Source organism: Enterobacter sp. 301B, from assembly GCF_003850715.1.
Taxonomy (GTDB): domain Bacteria; phylum Pseudomonadota; class Gammaproteobacteria; order Enterobacterales; family Enterobacteriaceae; genus Enterobacter; species Enterobacter intestinihominis.
The window spans coordinates 83220-107117 of the sequence record NZ_PQTC01000016.1; the positions used below are offsets into that span (position 1 = coordinate 83220).

At 56.3% G+C, this 23898-nt stretch carries 18 protein-coding genes and 2 rRNA genes; 4 read left to right on the forward strand and 16 right to left on the reverse strand.

Going from position 1 to position 23898, the window contains the following annotated elements; genetic code table 11:
* Positions 1–140: 140 nt before the first annotated feature.
* From C3451_RS17455 to pgi, 5 genes are all read right to left on the reverse strand, one after another.
* Positions 141–2237 carry a YjbH domain-containing protein gene (locus C3451_RS17455; RefSeq protein WP_023299084.1) on the reverse strand — a complete coding sequence of 699 codons (2097 nt, stop codon included), beginning with the start codon at positions 2235–2237 and terminating at the stop codon, positions 141–143.
* Positions 2237–2974: a capsule biosynthesis GfcC D2 domain-containing protein gene (locus tag C3451_RS17460; protein WP_063139318.1), complete on the reverse strand. Its 738-nt coding sequence runs from the start codon at positions 2972–2974 to the stop codon at positions 2237–2239. Before C3451_RS17460 ends, C3451_RS17455 begins: the two co-directional genes overlap by 1 nt.
* Entirely contained in the window at positions 2971–3609 is a 639-nt protein-coding gene (locus C3451_RS17465; protein WP_003860339.1) for a YjbF family lipoprotein, read from the reverse strand. Before C3451_RS17465 ends, C3451_RS17460 begins: the two co-directional genes overlap by 4 nt.
* A gap of 63 nt (positions 3610–3672) precedes the next feature.
* Positions 3673–3915 carry an exopolysaccharide production protein YjbE gene (yjbE, locus tag C3451_RS17470; RefSeq protein WP_045620923.1) on the reverse strand — a complete coding sequence of 81 codons (243 nt, stop codon included), beginning with the start codon at positions 3913–3915 and terminating at the stop codon, positions 3673–3675.
* 366 nt (positions 3916–4281) lie between these two features.
* Positions 4282–5931 carry a glucose-6-phosphate isomerase gene (gene pgi, locus C3451_RS17475; RefSeq protein ID WP_022646728.1) on the reverse strand — a complete coding sequence of 550 codons (1650 nt, stop codon included), beginning with the start codon at positions 5929–5931 and terminating at the stop codon, positions 4282–4284.
* A gap of 374 nt (positions 5932–6305) precedes the next feature.
* Between pgi and lysC the strand changes: the two genes are divergently transcribed.
* The 3 genes from lysC (at position 6306) to C3451_RS17490 (ending at position 9016) form a co-directional block, all read left to right on the forward strand.
* Positions 6306–7655 carry a lysine-sensitive aspartokinase 3 gene (gene lysC / locus C3451_RS17480; RefSeq protein WP_022646727.1) on the forward strand — a complete coding sequence of 450 codons (1350 nt, stop codon included), beginning with the start codon at positions 6306–6308 and terminating at the stop codon, positions 7653–7655.
* 93 nt (positions 7656–7748) lie between these two features.
* Positions 7749–8693: a ketopantoate/pantoate/pantothenate transporter PanS gene (panS, locus tag C3451_RS17485; RefSeq protein ID WP_045620922.1), complete on the forward strand. Its 945-nt coding sequence runs from the start codon at positions 7749–7751 to the stop codon at positions 8691–8693.
* Positions 8694–8743: 50 nt separating this feature from the next.
* On the forward strand, positions 8744–9016 hold the full coding sequence (locus tag C3451_RS17490) for a DUF3811 domain-containing protein (RefSeq protein ID WP_045620921.1): 273 nt from the start codon (positions 8744–8746) through the stop codon (positions 9014–9016).
* Here C3451_RS17490 and rluF read toward each other — a convergent pair whose 3' ends face one another.
* From rluF to metH, 5 genes are all read right to left on the reverse strand, one after another.
* Entirely contained in the window at positions 9017–9889 is an 873-nt protein-coding gene (rluF, locus tag C3451_RS17495) for a 23S rRNA pseudouridine(2604) synthase RluF (protein ID WP_022646725.1), read from the reverse strand.
* 54 nt (positions 9890–9943) lie between these two features.
* On the reverse strand, positions 9944–10117 hold the full coding sequence (locus tag C3451_RS17500; RefSeq protein ID WP_080339265.1) for a CcdB family protein: 174 nt from the start codon (positions 10115–10117) through the stop codon (positions 9944–9946).
* Positions 10117–10410 (reverse strand): type II toxin-antitoxin system CcdA family antitoxin, encoded by a 294-nt coding sequence (locus tag C3451_RS17505; protein ID WP_045620920.1) that lies wholly within the window; start codon positions 10408–10410, stop codon positions 10117–10119. The genes C3451_RS17500 and C3451_RS17505 overlap by 1 nt, the downstream gene beginning before the upstream one ends.
* A gap of 95 nt (positions 10411–10505) precedes the next feature.
* Positions 10506–12137 carry a Na/Pi cotransporter family protein gene (locus tag C3451_RS17510; RefSeq protein ID WP_022646722.1) on the reverse strand — a complete coding sequence of 544 codons (1632 nt, stop codon included), beginning with the start codon at positions 12135–12137 and terminating at the stop codon, positions 10506–10508.
* Between the two features lie 116 nt (positions 12138–12253).
* Positions 12254–15937, reverse strand: coding sequence for a methionine synthase (gene metH, locus C3451_RS17515; RefSeq protein ID WP_022646721.1), 3684 nt, complete (start codon positions 15935–15937; stop codon positions 12254–12256).
* Between the two features lie 193 nt (positions 15938–16130).
* Here metH and iclR point away from each other — a divergent pair, with 193 nt between their 5' ends.
* A complete protein-coding gene (gene iclR, locus C3451_RS17520; protein ID WP_074142973.1) occupies positions 16131–16958 on the forward strand; it encodes a glyoxylate bypass operon transcriptional repressor IclR in 828 nt (275 codons plus the stop codon).
* Positions 16959–17463: 505 nt separating this feature from the next.
* Here iclR and aceK read toward each other — a convergent pair.
* The 6 genes from aceK to C3451_RS17550 form a co-directional block, all read right to left on the reverse strand.
* Positions 17464–19203 carry a bifunctional isocitrate dehydrogenase kinase/phosphatase gene (gene aceK / locus C3451_RS17525; RefSeq protein WP_045622437.1) on the reverse strand — a complete coding sequence of 580 codons (1740 nt, stop codon included), beginning with the start codon at positions 19201–19203 and terminating at the stop codon, positions 17464–17466.
* 48 nt (positions 19204–19251) lie between these two features.
* Positions 19252–20556 (reverse strand): isocitrate lyase, encoded by a 1305-nt coding sequence (aceA, locus tag C3451_RS17530; RefSeq protein ID WP_023299080.1) that lies wholly within the window; start codon positions 20554–20556, stop codon positions 19252–19254.
* Between the two features lie 31 nt (positions 20557–20587).
* Positions 20588–22189 (reverse strand): malate synthase A, encoded by a 1602-nt coding sequence (aceB, locus tag C3451_RS17535; protein ID WP_023299079.1) that lies wholly within the window; start codon positions 22187–22189, stop codon positions 20588–20590.
* 270 nt (positions 22190–22459) lie between these two features.
* Positions 22460–23389 carry a homoserine O-succinyltransferase gene (gene metA, locus C3451_RS17540; protein WP_022646716.1) on the reverse strand — a complete coding sequence of 310 codons (930 nt, stop codon included), beginning with the start codon at positions 23387–23389 and terminating at the stop codon, positions 22460–22462.
* Between the two features lie 224 nt (positions 23390–23613).
* Positions 23614–23729, reverse strand: a 5S ribosomal RNA gene (gene rrf, locus C3451_RS17545).
* A 71-nt stretch (positions 23730–23800) separates the two neighbouring features.
* A 23S ribosomal RNA gene (locus C3451_RS17550) occupies positions 23801–23898 on the reverse strand; the annotation flags it as partial.

The following is a 23898-nucleotide window of genomic DNA, read 5'->3' on the forward strand; positions in this document are numbered from 1 at the left end:
GCAAAAATGTGACGGGGATCTATATTTTTTGTTTATGTTTTGTCCACATGAACATTCTTGCCGGGCGGCACTGCGTTTGCCCGGCCTACAAAAATATTCTTGTAGGCCCGGTAAGCGCAGCGCCACCGGGCAAACAAGCATCAGCGGAAGTTAATGTTCTTATCGCTGGTCATATCATACAGCTGGAACTTACGTCCAAGCTGCTGACCGCCGTCGCGCGTCAGCGGCGTCCAGCCCACTGCCGCACGGCTGCGGGTTGGGCCTGACGAGAACAGATCCAGCGGAATCGACACGTACACCCCTTTGGTGAAGTCCCCTTCCCCGTACTCGTCTGGCGAAACGTTGGTGATGGTGGCATAACCGCCTACCACTACGCCGCTGTCGAAGTGTTTGGAGATATCCAGCGTGCCGCCCTTATCGCCCGCCAGGTACTGCCCGACGCTGGCTTTCACCAGCACATCCTGTGCGAACGACGGCGTCCAGTAGGCGGTCAGGTGGCCGGTTTTGACGCTGTAGTCGGTGAACTTCATCATGTCCTGCGCGCTGCGCCAGTCACGCTGTTTCACGTAGTTGGCATCAATCCCAAACGCCCAGTTGCTGTCGACGGGACGATAAAGCACCTCCGCCCCCGCGCCGCCGAACATGGTTTCCAGATAGCCACCGTAAACCTGGCCGTAGAAGCCGTTACCGAAGTACTGGAAGTAGTTGGCCTGCAGGTTATTCACGTAGATATCGTTCTGCACATATTCGCGAACGCGGGTACGCACGCGCGGCAGTTTTGAATCGTTCGGCGGGTTGGTGTAGTTAAATTTGTCGTAGTTGTTGGCAAGGTTGCCGAACAGACTACCGGTGGTCAACAGGTGGTCGGTCACCCACAGATCCGCCGTCGCCATCGCGCCCAGCTGATACATGTAGAAGTTTTCCGGCCCACCCACGGACTGGTTCAGCACCGGATCGATATGGAAATCGAAGCGGGATTTATCGATATACCAGCCCTGCTCGGTGCTCTCTGGCACCACCGGCTCAACGCGTTTTTGCACCAGCTCGGTTTCATGTCCCAGCGGTTCGCCTTCAAGATGACGCTTAAGGCTGGCAACATCGGTTTCAGTGGTGACCTGCGGCAGGTTGAGACGGTTCTCCGTCACGCGGATCGTGCGGATCCCCTCCGGCAGATCGTTCATGACGATCCGGTTGGCGCGCTCGATCCCTTCGCGGGAGTCGCGGTATTTTACCTGCTCGCCGGTGACGTACAGCGTATCGCCTTTGGTCTGGATCTTCGGATCCGCCAGGCCTGCGTTATATTTCAGCAGCGTCAGCTGGTTCGCTACCACGGAGTGCTGAATGATCGCATCCTGCGGCTCCGGCTGGTATTTGGGCCGCGGGTTATCATTGTAGCGCGGCCGCATGTCGTTAAAGTTGGTGCGCAGCGTAAAGCCAAACATCAGGGTATTACCGCGCTCATAGCTGAGGTTAACGTCGGCCCAGTCGGTGACGCGGTAAATGGCGCCGACGTTAAACTTGCTCTTCTGCTCAATCTTGCCGGCAAAATCTTCGCTGTAGTTATTGCCTTCGTACTCCAGCTTCAGGCGCAGCGGCTGCCATGGCGTTTGATACTCTACGCCTCCAAACAGCGAGGCCGGGCCGTGGAACATCTGGTCGCCGTTGATGGAACCCGCTTTTTTATAGCTGTTATCGCGGTAGCAGTATTTGTCGCTGTAGGTACAGAACGGGTTGGTTACGTTGCCGCTGGTGCCGAGGTAGCCCCAGCCAAGACCCAGCGAGAAATCAAACGGTCCCCAGGCTTTGCTGGCAACGATGTATTCCGCATCAAACAGGCCGGTCCCGCCAATGTCTTTCGCCCCGACGGAGACCTGCGGCATCCAGTAGCTCTCTTCCCACAGGCGCAGCTTCACGTCGAAGGCTTTGTCTTTATAGGTCTGATCGCCGGAGAAGGCGTCCACGCTGCTGTACTGTTTTGTACGCACGTCGGTGTAGCGCAGCGTGGTCTCCAGCCAGGGGAACAGCTGCACGGACGCAGAGTAGTAACGGTACTGATCGTTATCGCGATAGTTAAGGCTGATTTCCCCCTCGCGGGCCATACGCGCGGTCGGGGTTTGCAGTAAGCCCACGCCGCCAAAATCGGACTGCGACGGGCCGATGGGTGCCGGATACGTTTCTGCATGACAGGCGGCACTCACGCACAGTGCAAGCATGCTGTAGAGATAGGTTTTTTTCATTATTCCGGTATCCGCTGTATCAGGGAGCGAAGGATATCGGCATTAAGCCCGTCATACGCTTTCGTCCAGAAATGGTCGGCAAAACCGACAAAAATGATGCTGCCTGGCATAGGTTCGATATGGCGTTTATTCCAGTAAGCCACCGGCGCTTTCTGCGTATGCCCGTCCGGATAGACCACCCAGGCATAGCTGTTATCCGCACCGCTGAGCAAGCTTTGCTCGTCGAGATAGCTCACGACGTCCCGGCCCGGCGTAAACGGCTTTTTGCCAGGGCTGCTGATAAGCCCCATCACGGTGACGGTGGAAGGCTGAGCTGGCAGCCACAGGGTATAGTCCCCTTCCAGCGACGGATTGCCGTTTTCGGCGACGCGCACCTCATCCGGATCGAGATTCACCTTCTGGCGACCCGTCACCTTAACCGCCTGAAGCTGCTGACGCAGGCTAGTAATGGCCGCGGCATCGTCAGCATCTTCCTGTTGTGCCAGCCCGCTCAGTCGGGCGAGCAGCCCCTGATGTTTTTGTTCCGCTACAATCGTCGCCTGACGCTCGCTGATAACCGCCCCGGTCCACCAGCTTTTCGCCAGCCTCGGCTGCCCCACCAGATCGAGCAGATGCCCGGCATTGGTTAAGGTTTTAGGTTTTTCGCTGTCCGGGGTGTAGACCTGTACCGTTCCCGCAGACCACGCCAGCGGCGAGGCCAGGCTGGCGAGAAGCGCAACGTGAATGAACATTTTCATGATTTCGCCGCCTTGATCAGGGTGGTCTTCACCGGGAAGAAACCGGCACCGAGATACTGTAAGGACTGGCGGATTTGCCCCTCTTCGTCCACCCAGAAGCGGTTATGCCAGGTGGCCTGATCGGTTGTCACCTCTTCATCCAGCACGCGCACCTGCGTTTCGTCGCTGCCCACTTTGACGCTGTCCGTACCATCCCAGCGGAAGGTGGAGCGGGCCGTGGCGTAGCGCACCTGTTTGTGCTCGGTCCAGCCCATTGTGCGCGTCCAGCTTGCGCCATCGACGATCTGATTCGGCTTGATGAGCGGATCTTCAGCCAGGTTGTTTACCTCAAGCAGGTTGTCGCCGCCGAGCAACGTTTTCACGATTCGGGAATGCTGAGTCACGATGGTGGCCTGATCCTGAGTCACCCATTTCTGCTGCCCGTTTTCATCGAAAGCGAGCACCACAAACAGTTGCGGACCATCGTTTAGCTGCATGTACTGGCTGGCATACGGCATGTTCTGAAGTTCGTCATCGGTCAGATGCACGCCCGGCGTGCCGAACATGCTGTCCCACAGTGAGTGGCCCAGCCCTTTGGTGGTAGCTGAGCACGCCTGCAACAGCAGGCAAATCAGGATGATTGCAGGTCGCTTCACGACTCTTCTCCGAAGGGGCGAAATAACCACACCGAAGTGTGGTTATGATTAAAACACCCGGTATTACTGGGTGCTGGTCGTCGTAGTGGTCGTGGTTCCGGTATTGGAGCCATCACCGCCACCGGTTGCCGCCAGCGCGACACCCACGGCTGAACTTACGGCGCTGGTGCTGGCTGCGGTAGAACTCCCCGCAGACGCAGACGTCGCTGCCGACCCTGCTGCTTCCCCGACCTGGACCGGAGCTGCATAGACAGACGTCGCCGCAAGCGCAGATATGACAAAAATGCCATACAGTACTTTCTTCATAACAATTTCCCTTCAATGAATGAATGGAGATTTGCCCGAAAAGAAATTCAGGCGGATTCGAGTATACACAACTAAAGCAGTGGGTTTACCGTGGGGGTAAATAGGGATGAGGTTTTCAGACTAATGGTTAAAAATGAAAAGAAAAAAGAATTATTGAAATAGATAACCATTCATTATCAAACAGTTATAATATAACCCCATTAAAGTATCACTCCGTATTTTCTTAAAATAACCCTCAGCAATTAACGGGGTAACCGTGTTTTTCGGATTAAACTCAGATTCAGAATTTGAGATATCTAACAGACATCAGGAATTATCCGATAAAAAAATGCCGGCATATCGCCGGCATTGTTCATGACATATTTATTACGCACGCCATGCTTTATAACGGTTAATCAGACCATTGGTGGAGCTGTCGTGGCTATCGATTGCTTTATCGTCACCCAGCTCTGGCAGAATGCGGTTTGCCAGCTGTTTGCCCAGCTCAACGCCCCACTGGTCAAAGGTGAAGATGTTCAGAATAGCGCCCTGAGTGAAGATCTTGTGCTCGTAGAGGGCAATCAGCGCGCCCAGGCTGAACGGCGTAATTTCACGCAGCAGAATGGAGTTAGTTGGACGGTTGCCTTCGAACACTTTGAACGGCACAACGTGTTCCAGCGTAGCCGGATCTTTACCCTGGTCACGGTACTCCTGCTCAACCACCTCGCGGGATTTACCGAACGCCAGCGCTTCGGTCTGGGCGAAGAAGTTAGACAGCAGCTTCGGATGGTGGTCGGAAAGCGGGTTGTGCGTAATCGCCGGGGCGATGAAATCGCACGGTACCATTTTGGTGCCCTGATGGATCAGCTGGTAGAACGCGTGCTGACCGTTGGTGCCCGGCTCGCCCCAGATGATTGGGCCAGTCTGATAATCCACCGCGTTACCGTTACGGTCAACGTACTTGCCGTTGGATTCCATGTTGCCCTGCTGGAAGTAGGCCGCAAAGCGGTGCATATACTGGTCGTACGGCAGAATCGCTTCGGTTTCAGCGCCGAAGAAGTTGTTGTACCAGATCCCGATCAGCGCCAGCAGCACCGGCAGGTTTTTCTCAGGCGCGGTGGTGGAGAAGTGTTTGTCCATCGCGTGCGCGCCGGAGAGCAGCTCAACGAAGTTGTCGAAGCCGACGGACAGGATGATGGACAGACCGATCGCAGACCACAGTGAGTAGCGGCCACCCACCCAGTCCCAGAATTCAAACATGTTCGCAGTATCAATACCGAACTCACCCACCGCTTTACCGTTGGTGGACAGCGCCGCGAAGTGTTTCGCCACGTGCTTTTCGTCGCCCGCGGTTTTCAGGAACCAGTCGCGCGCGCTGTGGGCGTTGGTCATGGTTTCCTGAGTGGTGAAGGTTTTAGACGCCACCAGGAACAGCGTGGTTTCCGGGTTCACCTTTTTCAGCACTTCAGCGATGTGAGTCCCATCGACGTTGGACACGAAGTGCATGTTGAGATGGTTTTTGTACGGGCGCAGCGCCTCGGTCACCATGAACGGGCCGAGGTCAGAGCCGCCGATACCGATGTTTACGACGTCGGTGATCGCTTTGCCGGTGTAGCCTTTCCACTGACCTGAGATGATCGCTTCAGAGAAGGTTTTCATCTTTTCCAGCACCGCGTTCACTTCCGGCATCACATCTTTGCCGTCAACGATAATTGGAGTATTGCTACGGTTGCGCAGCGCCACGTGCAGCACGGCACGGTCTTCGGTGCGGTTGATCTTCTCACCGGAGAACATGGATTTGATGGCATCTGCCAGCTCAGTCTCTTTCGCCAGATCTTGCAGCTTCGCCAGCGTCTCTTCGGTGATACGGTTCTTGGAGAAATCCACCAGCATCAGGTCATCGAAGGTGGCGGAAAACTTGCTGAAACGATCGGCATCTTTCGCGAACAGATCCGCGATAGTGACGTCTTTCATTTCATCAAAATGTTTCTGTAGTGCCTGCCATGCAGCGGTCTGCGTTGGGTTGATGTTTTTCATAGCAATACTCTTCTGATTTGAGAATTGTGACTGCGGTCGATTGTAGCGCCTGCAAATAAAAATTGTGATGGTTTTTATGCCATTGCCCTGGTCTGCATCAAACGCAGGTGAAAAGACCCGAAAAGTATAGCTGCTGTCGCGCCCTTCCGGCGTGGCGAAATGTTGGTCAAAAAGGGGTAAAAAGGAGCATAAAATATGGGCCTGTTATAAGTCCTGTTTCTGAGGGGTACCCCCCCATGAAAAATCCGCATAATCCCAGCATTGACAGGACCTCCCCCGCATTTTATTTATAGGGCCGTATTTTGCGCCTGCACCTGTTCTCGCTTCATTCTTGTGCCAAGGTCGCTCTATTCATTCCCTGACACGAGGTTGTTATGACGAGTTTTGTGGTCGCCAAGTTTGGCGGCACCAGTGTGGCAGACTACGCTGCCATGAACCGCAGCGCCGATGTGGTGCTGGCCGATCCGAATACCCGCCTGGTGGTGCTCTCCGCCTCAGCCGGCGTGACGAACCTGCTGGTTTCTTTGTCTGAAGGACTGGAAGCGACCGAGCGTTTCGTGAAGCTGGATGCACTGCGCAAAATTCAGTTCGACATCCTTGAGCGTCTGCAAAACCCGAACGTCATTCGTGAGGAAGTGGAACGCCTGCTGGAAAATATCACTACCCTGGCAGAAGCCGCTTCACTGGCAACCTCTACCGCCCTAACCGATGAACTGGTCAGCCACGGCGAACTGATGTCCACCCTGCTGTTCGTTGAGATCATGCGCGAGCGCAATATTCAGGCGCAGTGGTTCGACGTGCGTAAAGTAATGCGCACCAGCGACCGCTTTGGCCGCGCCGAGCCGGACGTTGAAGCTTTGGCAGAGCTCACTAACCAGCAGCTTGCCCCGCGTCTGGATGAAGGCATAGTGATCACCCAGGGCTTTATCGGCAGCGAAGCCAAAGGGCGCACAACCACGCTGGGCCGTGGCGGCAGCGACTATACCGCCGCCCTGCTGGGTGAAGCCCTGCATGCCACCCGCGTGGATATCTGGACGGACGTGCCGGGCATTTACACCACCGACCCGCGCGTGGTCTCTGCGGCAAAACGCATTGACGTGATCGCCTTTGAAGAAGCGGCTGAAATGGCCACCTTCGGCGCGAAAGTGCTGCATCCGGCCACGCTGCTGCCCGCCGTGCGCAGCGACATTCCGGTCTTCGTTGGCTCCAGTAAAGATCCAAAGGCGGGCGGGACGCTGGTCTGCAAGAAAACCGAGAACCCGCCGCTGTTCCGCGCGCTGGCCCTGCGTCGTAAGCAGACGCTGGTTACCCTGCACAGCCATAATATGCTGCACTCCCGCGGATTCCTGGCGGAAGTGTTTGGCATCCTGGCGCGCCACAATATCTCCGTGGACCTGATCACCACGTCAGAAGTCAGCATTGCGCTGACGCTCGACACCACCGGCTCCACCTCTACCGGCGACACCCTGCTGACGCAGTCGCTGCTGATTGAGCTTTCCGAGCTGTGCCGCGTGGAGGTGGAAGAAGATCTGGCGCTGGTTGCCATCATCGGTAATAAGCTGTCGCGCGCGTGCGGCGTGGGCAAAGAGGTGTTCGGCGTGCTCGACCCGTTCAGCATCCGCATGATTTGCTACGGCGCGTCCAGCTACAACCTCTGCTTCCTGGTCCCTGCCGATCAGGCCGAGCAGGTTGTGCAGAAACTTCATCAGAATTTGTTTGAATAAAATTCGTTAGCACGATAAACATTATCCATAAGCCGGGCACAGACCCGGCTTTTTTATAACAAAACAACACGACAATACTGCAAGGAATTCACTATGCTCTCCGCTATCACCCGGCTGTTCCCGTTATGGGCGCTGCTGCTCTCCGTACTCGCGTATTACACTCCCACCATGTTCACGGGCATTGGTCCGTGGGTCACCACGCTACTGATGCTGATTATGTTCGGCATGGGCGTGCATCTAAAAATTGACGATTTCAAACGCGTGCTGTCTCGCCCGGCACCGGTTGCCGCAGGGATTTTCCTGCACTACCTGGTGATGCCGCTCGCGGCCTGGCTGCTGGCGATGGCCTTTAAGATGCCGCCCGACCTTTCCGCCGGGATGGTGCTGGTGGGGAGCGTCGCCAGCGGCACGGCATCTAACGTCATGATCTATCTGGCGAAAGGCGATGTGGCGCTCTCAGTCACTATCTCTTCCGTTTCCACGCTGGTGGGCGTGATTGCCACGCCGCTGTTAACCCGCCTGTACGTGGACGCGCATATCCAGGTGGATGTGATGGGCATGCTGCTCAGCATTCTGCAAATCGTGGTAATCCCGATTGCGCTGGGACTGGTGATCCACCATCTCTTCCCGCGGGTGGTGAAAGCGGTTGAGCCGTATCTGCCCGCGTTTTCGATGGGCTGCATTCTTGCCATTATCAGCGCCGTGGTAGCCGGTTCCGCATCGCACATTGCTTCGGTGGGCTTTGTAGTGATCGTCGCGGTTGTGCTGCATAACACCATTGGTCTGCTGGGCGGATACTGGGGTGGAAAGCTGTTTGGTTTCGACGAATCCACCTGCCGCACGCTGGCGATCGAAGTGGGGATGCAGAACTCTGGCCTGGCGGCGGCGCTGGGTAAAATTTACTTCTCACCGCTGGCGGCGCTACCGGGAGCGCTGTTCTCCGTCTGGCACAACCTGTCCGGTTCGCTGTTAGCAGGGTACTGGTCCGGTAAGCCGATTGATGACCAACCGAAAAAAGATGCGGTGAAACAGGGTTAATTGAGCCGGCTTGCTTTACACTGAAGCCTCCCCATCAGGAGGCTTCAGCAATGGCTACACCACGTTTGACCCAGAAAGACATGACCGAAGCCGAGCAGCGCGAACTTAAAACGCTTCTCGACCGCGCCCGCATCGCGCATGGCCGCACGCTGACGAACGCCGAAACCAATCAGGTTAAAAAAGAGTACATCGATAAGCTGATGGCGCAACGTGATGCCGCGGCGAAAAAAGCCCGCAAGCTGAAAAAAGAGCTGGCGTATAAACCCGACGCAGAGGCGACTTTTTCCTGGTCCGCCAGCACATCAACCCGTGGAAGGCGCTAATCAGCGCCCTTTCTTTTTGCGCCCCGGCTGGGTAAAGCGTTTTCCGTTGCCCGGCTTGCCTCGCCCTTTCTCTTCCGCCTGCGGTGCCTTCACCACCGGACGCTTAATCGCCTGCGTTTTCGGTTTGGCTTTAGCTTTCGGCTTCGCTTCGGACGAGGAGTTCTCGATAAGTTTGAACAGCTCGATCAGCTCGTCATCCGTTAAGTCACGCCACTCGCCCAGCGGGATGCCAGACAGGCTGACGTTCATGATGCGCGTGCGTTCCAGCTTCGTCACTTCATAACCGAAGTACTCGCACATGCGGCGGATCTGGCGGTTCAGGCCCTGAACCAGCGTGATGCGGAACGCGAACGGTGCTTCTTTTTTGACTTTACACTTCTTCGTCACGGTGCCCAGAATCGGCACGCCAGCGCCCATTCCGCGGATAAACTCGTCCGTCACCGGCTTGTTCACCGTCACGATGTACTCTTTCTCGTGGTCGTTACCGGCACGCAGAATTTTGTTGACCAGATCGCCGTGGTTGGTGAGGAAAATCAGCCCCTGAGAGTCTTTATCCAGACGGCCAATCGGGAAAATGCGGCTGCTGTGGTTCACGAAATCAACAATGTTGTCCCGCTCGCCATCTTCCGTGGTGCTGACAATCCCAACCGGTTTGTTCAACGCGATAAACACTAGGTCTTCGGCATCACGCGGTTCGATGACCTGACCATTCACTTTCACCACATCGCCAGGTACCACTTGATCACCAATGGTGGCGCGTTTGCCGTTAAGAAACACGTTACCCTGTTCAATGTAACGGTCAGCCTCGCGACGTGAGCAGATCCCGCTCTCGCTAATGTATTTGTTTAATCGGGTTGATTGAGTTGGCAGCATAGTTTCTCCTGTGAAGGGCGAAATATACCTTACCTTGCGCCTGACAAAAAAGTCCTAGTAACCGCTGATCAGAAAATCGAGTGCATCCCGCAATGAAGCACTGCTGTTAGTAAGATCGGCAACGCGTTCACCTAACTCTTTTAGCGATATGCCTGCCATCATGTACATCATCACCACGCAGGGTTTTCCCGCGATCTCAACGGCGGGAGCGACCAGTACATGCTTCATCAGAACGACCTCTGAAAGTCACTAAAGGAGCCGTTTTCATCAACCCACTGGTTAATGGCGTCCATAGAAGCTTTATTTTCTTCAAGCCACTCTGCGCGCCGATGTTCACGAAATTGCTCCTGCAAAGCCGCCGTTAGCACGGCAGAAAGGTTAAGTTTAAGCCTTCGCGCCTCTTCAAGAATGTCCGGCGACAGGGAAACATTCACTGATTTTTTAATGCTATTAGCACCGCGCATGAGAACCCCCATTGGAATGCGCATGAACTGGCGAAGTGTAGCGTAATAATTGAGCATCTCCTATTCCCTTAAAAATGTAAGGGTTGAAGAATAAATTGCTCTTTATGGGGAGTCACGCCTCACAAAACCGTTTTGCGAGGCGCTTTCAGAGATTAATACTCATCCCGCTCATCATCTTCATCCGGCTGCTCCATCACGCTGTACGCCACCGCGCAGAACAACGAGTTGAGACGTTTCATATCTCCCAGCAGCCCCAGGTGGAGCGAGCTGGTTTCGATACTCTGCACGTTCTGCTGGTGCAGACGCTCAACGTGGGCGTGCGAGTAGCGCCGGTTGAGGATGCGGAAACGGTGCTTGTTGCGGCGCAGGCGGCGCGCGCTCGGCACGTCGCTGGAGAAGAAGACCGACATCGCCAGCTTCAGGTTGCTGACCAGCTGTTCGTGCAGCGCTTCCAGTTCTTTCAGCCCTTCAACAGAAAACGCCCGACGTGCGGCCAGGGATTTGTCTGCGATTTCACTGCCCATACGCTCGACAATATCCGAAGCCTGCTCCAGGTTAAGCGACATCTCAATGATTTCCGCCCAGCGGCGCGACTCCTCTTCCGCCAGCTCGTCCTGCGGGATCCGCGCCAGATAGAGCTTGATGGCGGTATACAGCACGTTGATATCGTCCGCCAGCCTGCGCAGCTCTTTTTCTTCGCGCGGCTCGCCGTGCATCACCTTTTGCAACCCTTCCAGCATGGTTTCCATCGCGTCACCCATGCGCAGCGTTTCGCGGGCGGCATTCGCGATGGCCAGCGCGGGCGTGTCCAGCACCGAGGTGTCCAGATGCTTCGGTTTAAGGCGCGCGTCCAGCTCCGGTTCATCACGAATTAGCCGCTCGCAGAAGCGGGCCATCGGCGCGGCAAACGGCACCATCGCCAGACAGCGTACCAGGTTGTAGAAGACGTGGAAGTAGATCACCAGCTCCGCTTTCGGCAGAGAGAGGTTGTCCATCAGGTTCGCCAGCGGGTGCACAAACGGCAGAATGATCAGGCTACCCACCAGCTTGAAGAGCAAACTCCCCAGTGCCACCCGGCGGGCGGCAGCATTGGCTGCGCTGTTGTTGAGCATCGCCAGCAGGCCAGAGCCAAGATTCGCACCGATGACCAGGCATAGCGCCACCGGGAAAGAGATCGCGCCCGCAGCGGTTAAGGTCGCCGTCAGGAGGACCGCTGCCAGGCTGGAGTAGCTGACAATGGCAAACACCGCGCCGATCAGCGCATCCAGCATAATATCGCCGGTTAACGAGGCGAAAATGACCTGCACACCGTTGGCCTGGGTGATCGGCGTGACAGCCTGCACAATCAGCTCCAGCGCCAGCAGGATCAGCCCGAGGCCAATACCGACGCGGCCAAGCTGCCCGGCACGGCTTTGCTTACGGCCGAGGAAGAAAATGACGCCAATAAAAATCAGCAGCGGCGACAGCCAGGAGAGATCGAAGGTCAGGATACGTGCCATCAGCGCGGTACCGACGTCGGCGCCAAGGACAATCACCAGCGCCGGGGCGAGCGCCACCAGATCCTGCGCCACGAACGAGGTGACGAGCATGGTGGTGGCGTTGCTGCTTTGCACCAGCGCCGTGACGCCAATACCCGCACAGAAGGCGAGCGGCTTCTTCTCAACGCTGCCGCTGAGAACGGTACGTAAACGTGCGCCAAACACGCGCATCACGCCGGTACGAACGATATGGGTGCCCCATACCAGCAGTGCGACTGCGGAGAGCAGGTGTAACAATGTCAACACAGTGGGTTTTCCTCCTTATCGTTATTCATTTTCCTTAGGTTCAGTATAAGGGTTTAAACGTAAGAAAGAGACAAGGCACCATAGCGGTGCCCTGTTTGTTGTAAGGAAAAGTGACGTTAGTCTGCGTCGTAGCCTAAATTCGGCGCCAGCCAGCGTTCCACCTCTGACACGCTCATGCCTTTTCGCAGGGCGTAGTCTTCAATCTGATCCCGCTGAAGCTGTGCCACGGCGAAGTACTTGCTGTCCGGGTGGCTGAAATACCAGCCGGAAACGGACGCGCCCGGCCACATGGCGAACGACTCGGTAAGTTTCATGCCGGTATGCGCTTCCACGTCGAGCAGTTTCCAGATAGTGCCCTTCTCGGTGTGTTCCGGGCAGGCCGGATATCCCGGCGCCGGACGAATGCCCTGGTAGTTTTCGCGGATCAGCTCCTCGTTGCTGAGATTCTCATTCGCGGCGTAGCCCCAGTGCACCTTACGTACGCGCTCGTGCAGATACTCGGCAAAGGCTTCCGCCAGGCGATCGGCAATCGCTTTCACCATGATTTTGTTGTAATCATCGTGCTGTGCGTCGTACGCGTCCGCCAGCGCGTCTTCTTCCAGACCACCGGTTACGGCAAAGGCGCCGATATAGTCGGCTTTACCGGAGAGTTTCGGCGCGACGAAATCCGCCAGGCAGTAGTTGGCAAAGCCCACTTTCTCGGTTTGCTGGCGCAGATGGTGGCTCACGGCCAGCACATGGGTGCGGGTTTCATCGCGGTAGATTTCTATGTCGTCACCCACACGGTTCGCCGGGAACAGCCCCACCACGCCGCGCGGGTTGAGGGCTTTCTCTGCGCTCAGTCTGTCGAGCATATCGTTGGCATCTTTAAAAAGGCGTTTCGCCTCTTCGCCTACTACCTCATCTTCAAGAATGCGCGGATATTTGCCCGCCAGCGACCAGGTCATGAAGAACGGCGTCCAGTCGATGTAGTTACGCAGCGTTTCGATGCTGGCCGTCACGTCCTGCACGCCCAGACGGTGCGCGACCGGCGGCGTATAGCTGGACCAGTCGAACGCCAGATCGTTATCGCGTGCCGCCTGAAGCGAAACCGGCGGCGTGCGCGGTTTCTTACGTCCATGCTGAATGCGGACGGTTTCATACTCTTTGCGGGTGCGGGCGACAAAGTCATCGCGCTGGGTGTCAGACAGCAGCGCGGAGACCACGCCCACGGTGCGCGAGGCGTTTTGGACATACACCGTCGGCCCACTGTAGTTCTGCTCGATTTTCACTGCGGTGTGGGCTTTCGAGGTGGTTGCCCCGCCAATCAGCAGTGGAATAGTGAAGCCCTGGCGCTCCATCTCTTTTGCCACGTTGACCATTTCGTCCAGCGACGGCGTAATCAGCCCGGAAAGACCAATCAGATCCGCATTCACTTCGCGAGCGGTCCTGAGGATTTTATCCGCCGGGACCATCACGCCAAGATCGATAATTTCGTAGTTATTGCATTGCAGTACCACGCCGACAATGTTTTTGCCAATGTCGTGCACATCGCCCTTCACGGTGGCAATGACCATCTTACCGTTACTGGAGCCCTTCTCTTTGCTGGCTTCGATAAACGGCTCAAGATAAGCCACGGCCTGCTTCATGACACGGGCGGATTTCACCACCTGCGGCAGGAACATTTTGCCCTCGCCGAACAGATCGCCGACCACGTTCATGCCGTCCATCAGCGGCCCTTCGATCACTTCAATCGGACGGGCTGCCTGCTGACGCGCTTCCTCGGTATCCTGCTCAATGAACTCAGTAATGCCTTTTACCAGCGAGTATTCCAGACGCTTTCTCACATCCCAGGAACGCCATTCGGCCTGCTGAACGTTGGCTGATTCGTCAGCTTTACTGCCGCGGTATTTTTCCGCCAGATCCAGCATGCGTTCGGTGGCGTCGTCGCGACGGTTGAGGATTACATCTTCTACTGCGTCGCGTAGTTCTGCGGGCAGGTCGTCGTAAATCGCCAGCTGTCCGGCGTTAACGATCCCCATGTCCATCCCGTTGCGGATGGCATAGTAGAGGAACACGGCGTGGATGGCCTCACGCACCGGGTCGTTGCCGCGGAACGAGAACGAGACGTTCGACACGCCGCCGGAAATTAGCGCATGCGGTAGCTCGCGTTTGATGTCTTCACACGCGCCGATAAAGTCCTGGGCGTAGTTGTTGTGCTCTTCAATGCCGGTTGCGACAGCAAAGATGTTCGGGTCGAAAATAATGTCTTCCGGCGGGAAGCCCACCTCTTCGGTCAGAATTTTGTACGCGCGGCGGCAAATCTCAATTTTGCGCTCGCGGGTATCGGCCTGGCCCACTTCATCGAAGGCCATCACCACCACGGCGGCCCCGTAGCGACGCACCAGCTTCGCGTGGTGGATAAAGGTATCGACGCCCTCTTTCATTGAGATGGAGTTAACGATGCCTTTGCCCTGAATGCACTTCAGCCCCTTTTCGATGACGTCCCATTTGGAGGAGTCAATCATGATCGGCACGCGGGCGATATCCGGCTCACCGGCAATCAGGTTGAGGAAACGCACCATCGCCGCTTCGGCGTCGAGCATCCCCTCGTCCATGTTGATATCGATGATCTGCGCCCCGCTTTCTACCTGCTGGCGAGCAACGTCCAGCGCTTCGCTGTACTTCTCTTCTTTGATCAGGCGCTTGAACTTCGCAGAACCGGTGACGTTGGTACGTTCACCCACGTTCACAAACAGGCTGTCGTCGCCGATGGTCAACGGCTCAAGGCCGGACAGACGGCAGGCTACCGGAAGCTCGGGTAGCTTGCGCGGTGCAAGCCCGGCGACGGCGCGGCTCATGGCGGCGATGTGCTCTGGCGTGGTGCCGCAGCAGCCGCCGACGATGTTGAGGAAGCCAGATTCGGCCCACTCGCGGATTTGCGCCGCCATGGTATCGGCATCCAGATCATACTCACCGAACGCGTTCGGCAGACCGGCGTTCGGGTGGGCGGTGACGTAGCACTCTGCGATGCGCGAAAGCTCCTGCACGTACTGGCGCAGCTCGTCCGGCCCCAGCGCGCAGTTCAGGCCGAAGGAGAGCGCTTCGGCATGGCGCAGAGAGTTATAAAACGCTTCGGTTGTCTGGCCGGAAAGCGTGCGCCCCGAGGCATCGGTGATGGTGCCGGAAATCATGATCGGCAGGTCAACGCCCAGCGCCTCGAACTCCTCTTTCACCGCGTAAATTGCGGCTTTGGCGTTGAGAGTGTCGAATACGGTTTCAATCAGGATCAGGTCGGAACCGCCTTCCACCAGCGCTTTAGTGGACTCACGATACGCGGCCACCAGTTGGTCAAAGGTGATATTGCGGAAGGCTGGATCGTTCACGTCCGGAGAAATCGACGCGGTGCGGTTGGTCGGGCCCAGCACCCCGGCAACATAGCGCGGCTTGTCCGGCGTGCGGGCCGTCCACTCGTCGGCGCAGGCGCGGGCGAGTTTCGCCGCTTCAAAGTTGATCTCCGCCGACAGGGATTCCATCTGGTAATCCGCCATGGCGATGGTTGTCGAGTTGAAGGTGTTGGTTTCTACAATATCCGCACCCGCTTCGAAGTAGGCGTTGTGGATATCCCTGATGACAGAGGGTTTGCTCAACACCAGCAGGTCATTGTTTCCTTTCAGGTCACAAGGCCAGTCGGCAAAGCGCTCTCCACGGAAATCGTCTTCACTCAGACGATAGCCCTGGATCATGGTGCCCATGCCGCCGTCCAGCACCAGAATTCGTTCATTTAACTGCGCACGCAGTTGCTCTACTTTGCTGCTCACACTTGCTCCCGACAACGTTCAACATGGCCAAAAGGCTGCGTTCCATACTGGCATAATCTCTAAGGGTCGAAAAGTCACACAGCGGTAACATGAGACATGTTCACTATCACTCCTCCGATCAGTCAGGAAAGCGGTTGCAAAACCACCAAATAAAACGAAAATGATTTCCACGATACAGAAAAAGGAGTTCGTCATGGTTACGACCGTTCCCGCTAAACGCGGCAGAAAAGCTGCTGCAACCACCGCTGCACAACCTGGCGGACAGGTTCAATCCCTGACGCGCGGCCTGAAGCTGCTGGAATGGATAGCCGAATCGCATGGTAGCGTGGCCCTGACAGAGCTGGCGCAGCAGGCTGGCCTGCCGAACTCCACCACGCACCGTCTGCTGACCACCATGCAGCAGCTGGGCTTCGTGCGTCAGGTGGGCGAGCTGGGACACTGGGCGGTGGGCGCACATGCGTTTATTGTCGGCAGCAGCTTCCTGCAAAGCCGCAACCTGCTGGCGATTGTCCACCCGATTCTGCGCAAGCTGATGGAGGAGTCCGGCGAGACGGTAAACCTGGCCGTGCTGGATCAGAGCGATCATCAGGCGATTATCATCGACCAGGTGCAGTGTACGCAGCTGATGCGCATGTCCGCACCGATTGGCGGCAAGCTGCCGATGCATGCCTCTGGCGCAGGGAAAGCGTTTCTCTCGCAGCTTAGCGAAGAGCAGGTGACGGGTCTGCTGCACCGTAAAGGTCTGCACGCCTACACACACGCCACCCTGGTGTCGCCGGTGCATCTGAAAGAAGATCTGGCTCTGACCCGCAAGCGCGGCTATTCGTTTGATGACGAAGAACATGCCCTCGGGCTGCGCTGCCTCGCGTCCTGTATTTTCGACGAACACCGCGAGCCGTTTGCCGCCATCTCCATCTCCGGGCCGATTTCACGTATGACCGACGACCGCGTCACCGAGCTGGGTGCGCTGGTGATTAAGGCCGCGAAAGAGGTGACGCTGGCGTATGGTGGGATTCGCTAGGATTGAGGGCGGTCTGGTGCCCTCACCCCGGCCCTCTCCCACAGGGCTGAGGGTTGCCCACAAATTAATGCGAGCACTGAGCAATCCCCTCGCCCCTCCGGGGAGAGGGTTAGGGTGAGGGGAACATACGGCGGTGGTGGTCATTCCGTTCACTTTATGTTCCTTGCTACTCTGTAACGACATGACCGGTGAACGTGCCAGGGTGGCTCAGTCGCCACCACCCTGGCGACCCGGGCTCCCGGCGGTAAATCGCCGCTTCGCGGTGCCCTCGGCTTATTCCTTCCGGCTTATCGGGTACGGGCGGAGGCAACGTCCCTGTAAAGCCGCCCTCTCGGCGCATCCCTGCGCCTCGCCCCGGCCTGCAGGAAACGCCTCAGCGATTTACAGCCGGACCAGGGCATCGCTGACAGCCCTCAGTCATTTAGAAAGCAACTTTATTGCTTCTGCATAAAAAAATTACTGGGGATCCCTCAGCCCACAGGGAGAGGGAGAAAACATGATGCCCTTACCCTGCGGGAGAGGGAGAAAAGCGGATGCAAAACCGCTGCTTGCGGCGGTAAGCGTAGACATCTTCCACGTGCCCGTTTTTAATCCGCGTTTGCAGCCCGCGCCAGTAGCTGGCGCGGAACAGATCGGCATGCATCTCTTCAAATAACGGCCCGATGCGTGGGTCCGCACACAGCCAGTGGCGAAACTCCTCCGGAAACACATCGCCCGGCGAGACGCTGTACCACGGCTCGCTGGACAGTTCATCTTCCGGGTAGCGCGGCGGCGGGATATCGCGGAAGTTCACCTCGGTCATGTAGCAAATTTCATCGTAATCGTAGAACACCACCCGCCCGTGACGGGTGACGCCGAAGTTTTTAAACAGCATATCCCCGGGGAAAATATTGGCAGCGGCGAGCTGGCGGATGGCGTTGCCGTACTCTTCGATGGCATCACGTAAAGCCTGGCCCTCTGACTGTTCCAGCCAGATATTTAGCGGCACCATACGGCGCTCAATGTAGAGATGGCTGATCGCAATCTTATCGCCAAGATCGGTAATTTTCGTCGGCGCTTCCTGCATGAGCAGCGTCATTAGCGCCGGATCGACCTGCTGCTTATCCAGCACAAAGTTTTCAAACTCCTGGGTATCGGCCATTCGCCCGACGCGATCGTGCTCTTTTACCAGCTGATAGCAGGCACGGACGTGGAATGCGGTCATCTCTTTCTGCGGGGCGAATTTATCCTTAATCACCTTAAACACCCGATCAAAGCCCGGCAGCGTGAAGACCAGCATCACCATGCCGCGGATACCCGGCGCTTCGATAAACTGCTCATCAGCCGTGGTGACATAACGCAGGTATTCCCGATAACTCTCCGTTTTGGCATGCTTCTGACAGCCAATCGCCATATACAGCTCGGCGGTGGTTTTGCCCGGCAGGATCTCGCGCAGCCACTCCACCAGGGCGGCGGGCAGCGGGGCGTAGACCATGAAATAGGAGCGGGCGAAGCCAAATACGATACTCGCCTCAGCGCTGGTAGTCAGGCAGGTATCGACAAACAGTTCGCCGTCGTCGGTACGGTGAATGGGCAGCAGAAACGGCACGATGGCTGTCGGCGTAACCAGTTTGCCCACCAGCCAGGCGGCCTTATTGCGGTAGAAAAGCTCGTTGGCAACCTGCAAATGGCTGCGGCTGAGCACCGCCTCACCGAAGGTTTCACTGAGATACGCGTGGATATAGCCGATATCCCGGGGTTTATTCTGCCACGGCAGGCGCAGCGGCAAATCCGTTAAGACGCGGTGCAGGAGCTTTTCCCAGCCGCGATCGGGAAAGAAATCTTTCGCCAGCGGACGCGGAATGGTACGGAAGCGTCGCTCGGGCTGGGAGCTGAAGATAAATAACCGCTCAGGAGATAATGAGCGGTGGTCAAATAACCGGCAATAGACGGAGTTGAAAAAGCTCTCCGCAATCTCGAAGCGCGGGTAGTCGGGTAACAGATGGGTGTAATGCTCTTTCACGCGCAGTAAAAATTCCGCATCCGGGCTTTTACCGTCGGTGATACAGCGCAGTTGTTCCACCACCAGACCTACGTGGTGATCATAAAGATGGATACGCTGCTTCATGGCCTGCTGAACCGCATGCCAGTCGGCGTGCTCAAAACGCTGTTGCGCGCCAGAGGTAACTTCCAGAAAGCGGCCATACTGGGCATCGAAGCCCTGCAAAATAGTTTGGGCTATCAGTAATTCCAGACCACGCGACATATATTCCCCTCACCCCAACCCTCTCCCCGAGGGGGAGAGGGGGAAAGATCAGAACTGTGCTTCTTCCGTTGAGCCCGTTAATGCCGTGACGGAGGAAGTCCCGCCCTGAATAATCGTGGTCACATTATCGAAATAGCCGGTTCCCACCTCCTGCTGGTGCGAAACGAAGGTGTAACCCTCTTTGCCCGCCGCAAATTCTGGCTGCTGTACCTTCTCAACATAGTGCTTCATGCCTTCGCCCTGTGCGTAGGCATGCGCCAGGTCGAACATGTTGAACCACATGCTGTGGATACCCGCCAGGGTGATGAACTGGTACTTGTAGCCCATATCCGACAGCTGCTGCTGGAAGCTGGCGATGGTCGTGTCGTCCAGATTTTTTTGCCAGTTGAAGGACGGTGAACAGTTATAGGCCAGCAGCTTGCCCGGATATTTCGCATGAATCGCATCGGCAAAGCGCTTCGCCAGCGCCAGATCCGGCGTGGAGGTTTCACACCAGACCAGGTCGGCGTAAGGGGCATACGCCAGGCCGCGGCTGATCGCCTGTTCAATACCGGCATGCGTGCGATAGAACCCTTCGCTGGTGCGTTCGCCGGTGATGAATTCGCTGTCGTACGGGTCGCAGTCAGAGGTGATCAGGTCCGCTGCGTCCGCATCGGTACGAGCAATGACCAGCGTCGGCACGCCGAGCACGTCAGCAGCCAGACGCGCGGCAACCAGCTTCTGGATCGCTTCCTGAGTTGGCACCAGCACTTTCCCGCCCATATGCCCACACTTCTTCACCGACGCCAGCTGATCTTCAAAGTGTACGGCCGCTGCACCGGCCTCAATCATCGATTTCATCAGCTCAAAGGCGTTCAGCACGCCGCCGAAACCGGCTTCCGCATCGGCGACGATCGGCAGGAAATAATCAGTAAAGCGCGGATCGTGGGGCTCAATGCCCGCCGCCCACTGGATCTGATCCGCACGGCGGAAGGTATTGTTGATCCGATCTACCACTGACGGCACCGAGTTCGCCGGATAAAGAGATTGATCCGGATACATGCTGGAGGCCAGGTTAGCATCCGCCGCGACCTGCCAGCCGGAAAGATAGATAGCTTCAATGCCGGCCTTCGCCTGCTGCAATGCCTGACCGCCAGTCAGTGCGCCGAGGCTGTTGATATAACCTTTTTTAGACCCCCCGTGCAGCAGATCCCACATTTTCGCCGCGCCGTTCTGCGCCAGCGTACACTCCGGGTTAACCGAGCCGCGTAACTTCACCACTTCCTCTGCGCTGTACGGACGGCGAATGCCTTCCCAGCGCGGTTGGGTCCACTCTTTTTGTAACTCTTCGATCTGTTGGGTACGGGTTTTCATGTGCAGATGCTCCATATTGTTATGTGGTGAATTACGCCAGGAAGCGGTAGCCCGGCAGGGTCAGGAAGTCGATTAAGTCATCAGAGGTGGTGATTTGCTCCATCAGGCGCGCAGCGTCATTAAAACGCCCGCTGCTGAAGCGGTGCTCGCCCAGTTCGTCCTGGATGACCCGCATCTCTTCGGCCAGCATCTGACGGAACAGGGCTTTGGTGACCGGTTTGCCGTTGCTGAGCGTTTTTTGATGATGGATCCACTGCCAGATGGAGGTACGTGAAATTTCCGCCGTGGCGGCATCTTCCATCAGACCGTAGATCGGCACGCAGCCGTTGCCGGAGATCCATGCCTCGATGTACTGCACGGCGACGCGAATATTGGCGCGCATGCCCTCTTCCGTACGCTCGCCCGCACACGGCGCAAGCAACTGTTCTTCTGCGATTGGCGCATCGTCTTCACGGGTGACAAACAGCTGGTTTTTGTTGTCGCCGAGTACGCGGTTGAAGACCTCCATCGCCGTGTCGGCCAGACCGGGGTGGGCAATCCACGTCCCGTCGTGGCCGTTACGGGCTTCCAGCTCTTTATCGGCTTTCACCTTGTTGAGCACCTGGTTGTTACGCTCTGCGTCTTTGCTCGGGATAAACGCCGCCATGCCGCCCATCGCAAAGGCGCCGCGTTTGTGGCAGGTCTTAATCAGCAGGCGCGAGTAGGCGCTGAGGAACGGTTTATCCATGGTGACAACCTGACGATCCGGCAATACCCGGTCGGCATGGTTTTTCAGGGTTTTGATGTAGCTGAAGATGTAATCCCAGCGGCCGCAGTTCAGGCCCACAATATGGTCACGCAGCGCATGGAGGATCTCATGCATCTGGAATACGGCTGGCAGGGTTTCAATCAGCAGCGTAGCCTTAATGGTGCCGCGCGGCAGGCTGAAGCGGTCTTCTGCGTAGCTGAAGACTTCACTCCACCACGCCGCTTCCTGCCAGGACTGGGTTTTCGGCAGATAGAAATAGGGGCCGCTGCCTTTCGCCAGCAGGTTTTTATGGTTGTGGAAGAAGTACAGCGCAAAGTCGAACAGGCTGCCCGGAATGGCTTCTCCGCGCCAGGTGACGTGTTTTTCAGGCAAATGCAGACCGCGTACGCGGCAGATCAGCACCGCCGGATTCGGTTTGAGCTGGTAAATTTTACCGGCTTCGTTGGTATAGCTGATGGTGCCGTTGACGGCGTCGCGCAGGTTGATCTGCCCGTCGATAACTTTCTGCCAGTCCGGCGCGAGGGAATCTTCGAAGTCCGCCATAAATACTTTGACGTTGGCATTCATGGCGTTAATCACCATTTTGCGCTCTACCGGGCCGGTGATCTCTACGCGACGATCCTGTAAATCTTCAGGGATTCCGCGAATTTTCCATTCACCATGACGAATGGAAGCGGTTTCCGAAATAAACCCTGGCAACTTGCCGTTATCGATCTCCTGCTGTTGATGAATGCGTGCCGCCAGCAGTTTATTACGCTGTGGCGTAAAGCGAGTCACCAGTTCAGTCAGAAACTCTACCGCTTCTGCCGTCAAAACTTGCTGTTCTTGCTCACCATTCGGCTGGGTAAAGGTCAGTTCATCGACCGTTGTTGCCTGTTGAGTCATCGTTCTGCTCCTCATCAAAGATCCAAAATCACGCCCCCGATGCGAGCGAAAGATCGTTGTGTAGTTTTCGCTCAGCAGAATTAAGACTATCTATAATTTTTCCAAAATCAAAAACAATTTCCATTTTAATTCATATCCAATCACAACTGTATGATTAATATGGGATTAAAGTTTTTCACGATGTTGAGTTGGTTTTCGGAAATAAAAAAGGCACCCGAAGGTGCCTGATGTGAATAGCTGAAACGCTTTAGGATCGTTTAATGCAGACGATTACTCCAGCGTCGGATTCATGTGGCGCAGATCGTACGGCGTAATCTGGTAGACGTAATAGTTGAGCCAGTTAGTGAACAGCAGATTTCCGTGACTACGCCAGGTTGCCCGAGGCGTGTTTTGCGGATCGTTTTTCGGGAAATAGTTGTACGGGACATCCGGATTCAGACCCGCTTCAACGTCACGAAAATACTCTGACGCGAGGGTATGCGGATCGTACTCAGGATGGCCGGTAACGAACGCGATGCGTTTGTCTTTACTGGCGAACAGGTAGGCATCGCCGTCTTCCGTTTCGGCCAGGATTTCCAGGTCGGTGTAATCGCGGATCAGCTGTGCCGGAAAATCGGCGTAGCGAGAATGCGGAGCCAGGAAAGTGTCATCGAAACCACGCGTCAGCAGCGCATGCGGGTGAAGAATGTGGTGTTCGTATACGCCAGAAAGTTTGTCGCTGCGGGTTTGCTTGGGAATACCATACAGGATATTCAATGCGGCCTGTACCGCCCAACAGACAAATAAGGTGGACGTGACGTGATCTTTTGCCCACTCCAGCACCTGCCTGATCTGTGGCCAGTAGGCAACGTCATTAAATTCCACCAGACCCAGCGGTGCGCCGGTGACGATCAGTCCATCGAAATTCTCATCGCGAATATCTTCAAAATTACAGTAGAAGTTATTCAGATGCTCAGCAGGCGTGTTGCGTGACTCACGGGCGTCAATGCGCAGCAGCTGGATATCAACCTGAAGCGGAGAGTTGGAGAGCAAACGCAGGAACTGGTTCTCCGTTTCGATCTTTTTTGGCATCAGATTGAGAATAAGCACCTTCAGCGGGCGAATTTCCTGACCTGTCGCACGCGAAGCCGTCATGACGAAGACATTCTCTTCACGCAAGAAATTGACGGCTGGTAGCTCGTCCTGCACCCGAATCGGCATAACCTTAAATCCTCACAGCATACGTATAAACGTTTAGACATCCAGACAGCCAACGATACCCAGAAACGGGCTTAATGTCGAGTCTGCAAGCGAAAGGTGAGAAAGTTTCAAGGAGGGGATGGTGCGGTTTGATGCCCTCACCCCGGCCCTCTCCCACTGGGAGAGGGAGAAAAACAAAAGCAAAAAACCCCGCACCTTCCGGTACGGGGTTCTTTCTGATTGATGCCTGGCAGTTCCCTACTCTCACATGGGGAGACCCCACACTACCATCGGCGCTACGGCGTTTCACTTCTGAGTTCGGCATGGGGTCAGGTGGGACCACCGCGCTACAGCCGCCAGGCAAATTCTGTTAATCTGTATCAGGCTGAAAATCGTGTCTGTCTCTCTTCGCCAAAACAGCTTCGGCGTTGTAAGGTTAAGCCTCACGGTTCATTAGTATCGGTTAGCTCAACGCATCGCTGCGCTTACACACCCGACCTATCAACGTCGTCGTCTTCAACGTTCCTTCA

Coding starts and splice junctions, on each gene's coding strand:
- C3451_RS17455 (WP_023299084.1), bottom strand. CDS start 2,237: ATGAAAAAAACCTATCTCTACAGCATGCTTGCACTGTGCGTGAGTGCC.
- C3451_RS17460 (WP_063139318.1), bottom strand. CDS start 2,974: ATGAAAATGTTCATTCACGTTGCGCTTCTCGCCAGCCTGGCCTCGCCG.
- yjbE (WP_045620923.1), bottom strand. CDS start 3,915: ATGAAGAAAGTACTGTATGGCATTTTTGTCATATCTGCGCTTGCGGCG.
- pgi (WP_022646728.1), bottom strand. CDS start 5,931: ATGAAAAACATCAACCCAACGCAGACCGCTGCATGGCAGGCACTACAG.
- lysC (WP_022646727.1), top strand. CDS start 6,306: ATGACGAGTTTTGTGGTCGCCAAGTTTGGCGGCACCAGTGTGGCAGAC.
- panS (WP_045620922.1), top strand. CDS start 7,749: ATGCTCTCCGCTATCACCCGGCTGTTCCCGTTATGGGCGCTGCTGCTC.
- C3451_RS17490 (WP_045620921.1), top strand. CDS start 8,744: ATGGCTACACCACGTTTGACCCAGAAAGACATGACCGAAGCCGAGCAG.
- rluF (WP_022646725.1), bottom strand. CDS start 9,889: ATGCTGCCAACTCAATCAACCCGATTAAACAAATACATTAGCGAGAGC.
- C3451_RS17500 (WP_080339265.1), bottom strand. CDS start 10,117: ATGAAGCATGTACTGGTCGCTCCCGCCGTTGAGATCGCGGGAAAACCC.
- C3451_RS17505 (WP_045620920.1), bottom strand. CDS start 10,410: ATGCTCAATTATTACGCTACACTTCGCCAGTTCATGCGCATTCCAATG.
- iclR (WP_074142973.1), top strand. CDS start 16,131: ATGGTTACGACCGTTCCCGCTAAACGCGGCAGAAAAGCTGCTGCAACC.
- aceK (WP_045622437.1), bottom strand. CDS start 19,203: ATGTCGCGTGGTCTGGAATTACTGATAGCCCAAACTATTTTGCAGGGC.
- aceA (WP_023299080.1), bottom strand. CDS start 20,556: ATGAAAACCCGTACCCAACAGATCGAAGAGTTACAAAAAGAGTGGACC.
- aceB (WP_023299079.1), bottom strand. CDS start 22,189: ATGACTCAACAGGCAACAACGGTCGATGAACTGACCTTTACCCAGCCG.
- metA (WP_022646716.1), bottom strand. CDS start 23,389: ATGCCGATTCGGGTGCAGGACGAGCTACCAGCCGTCAATTTCTTGCGT.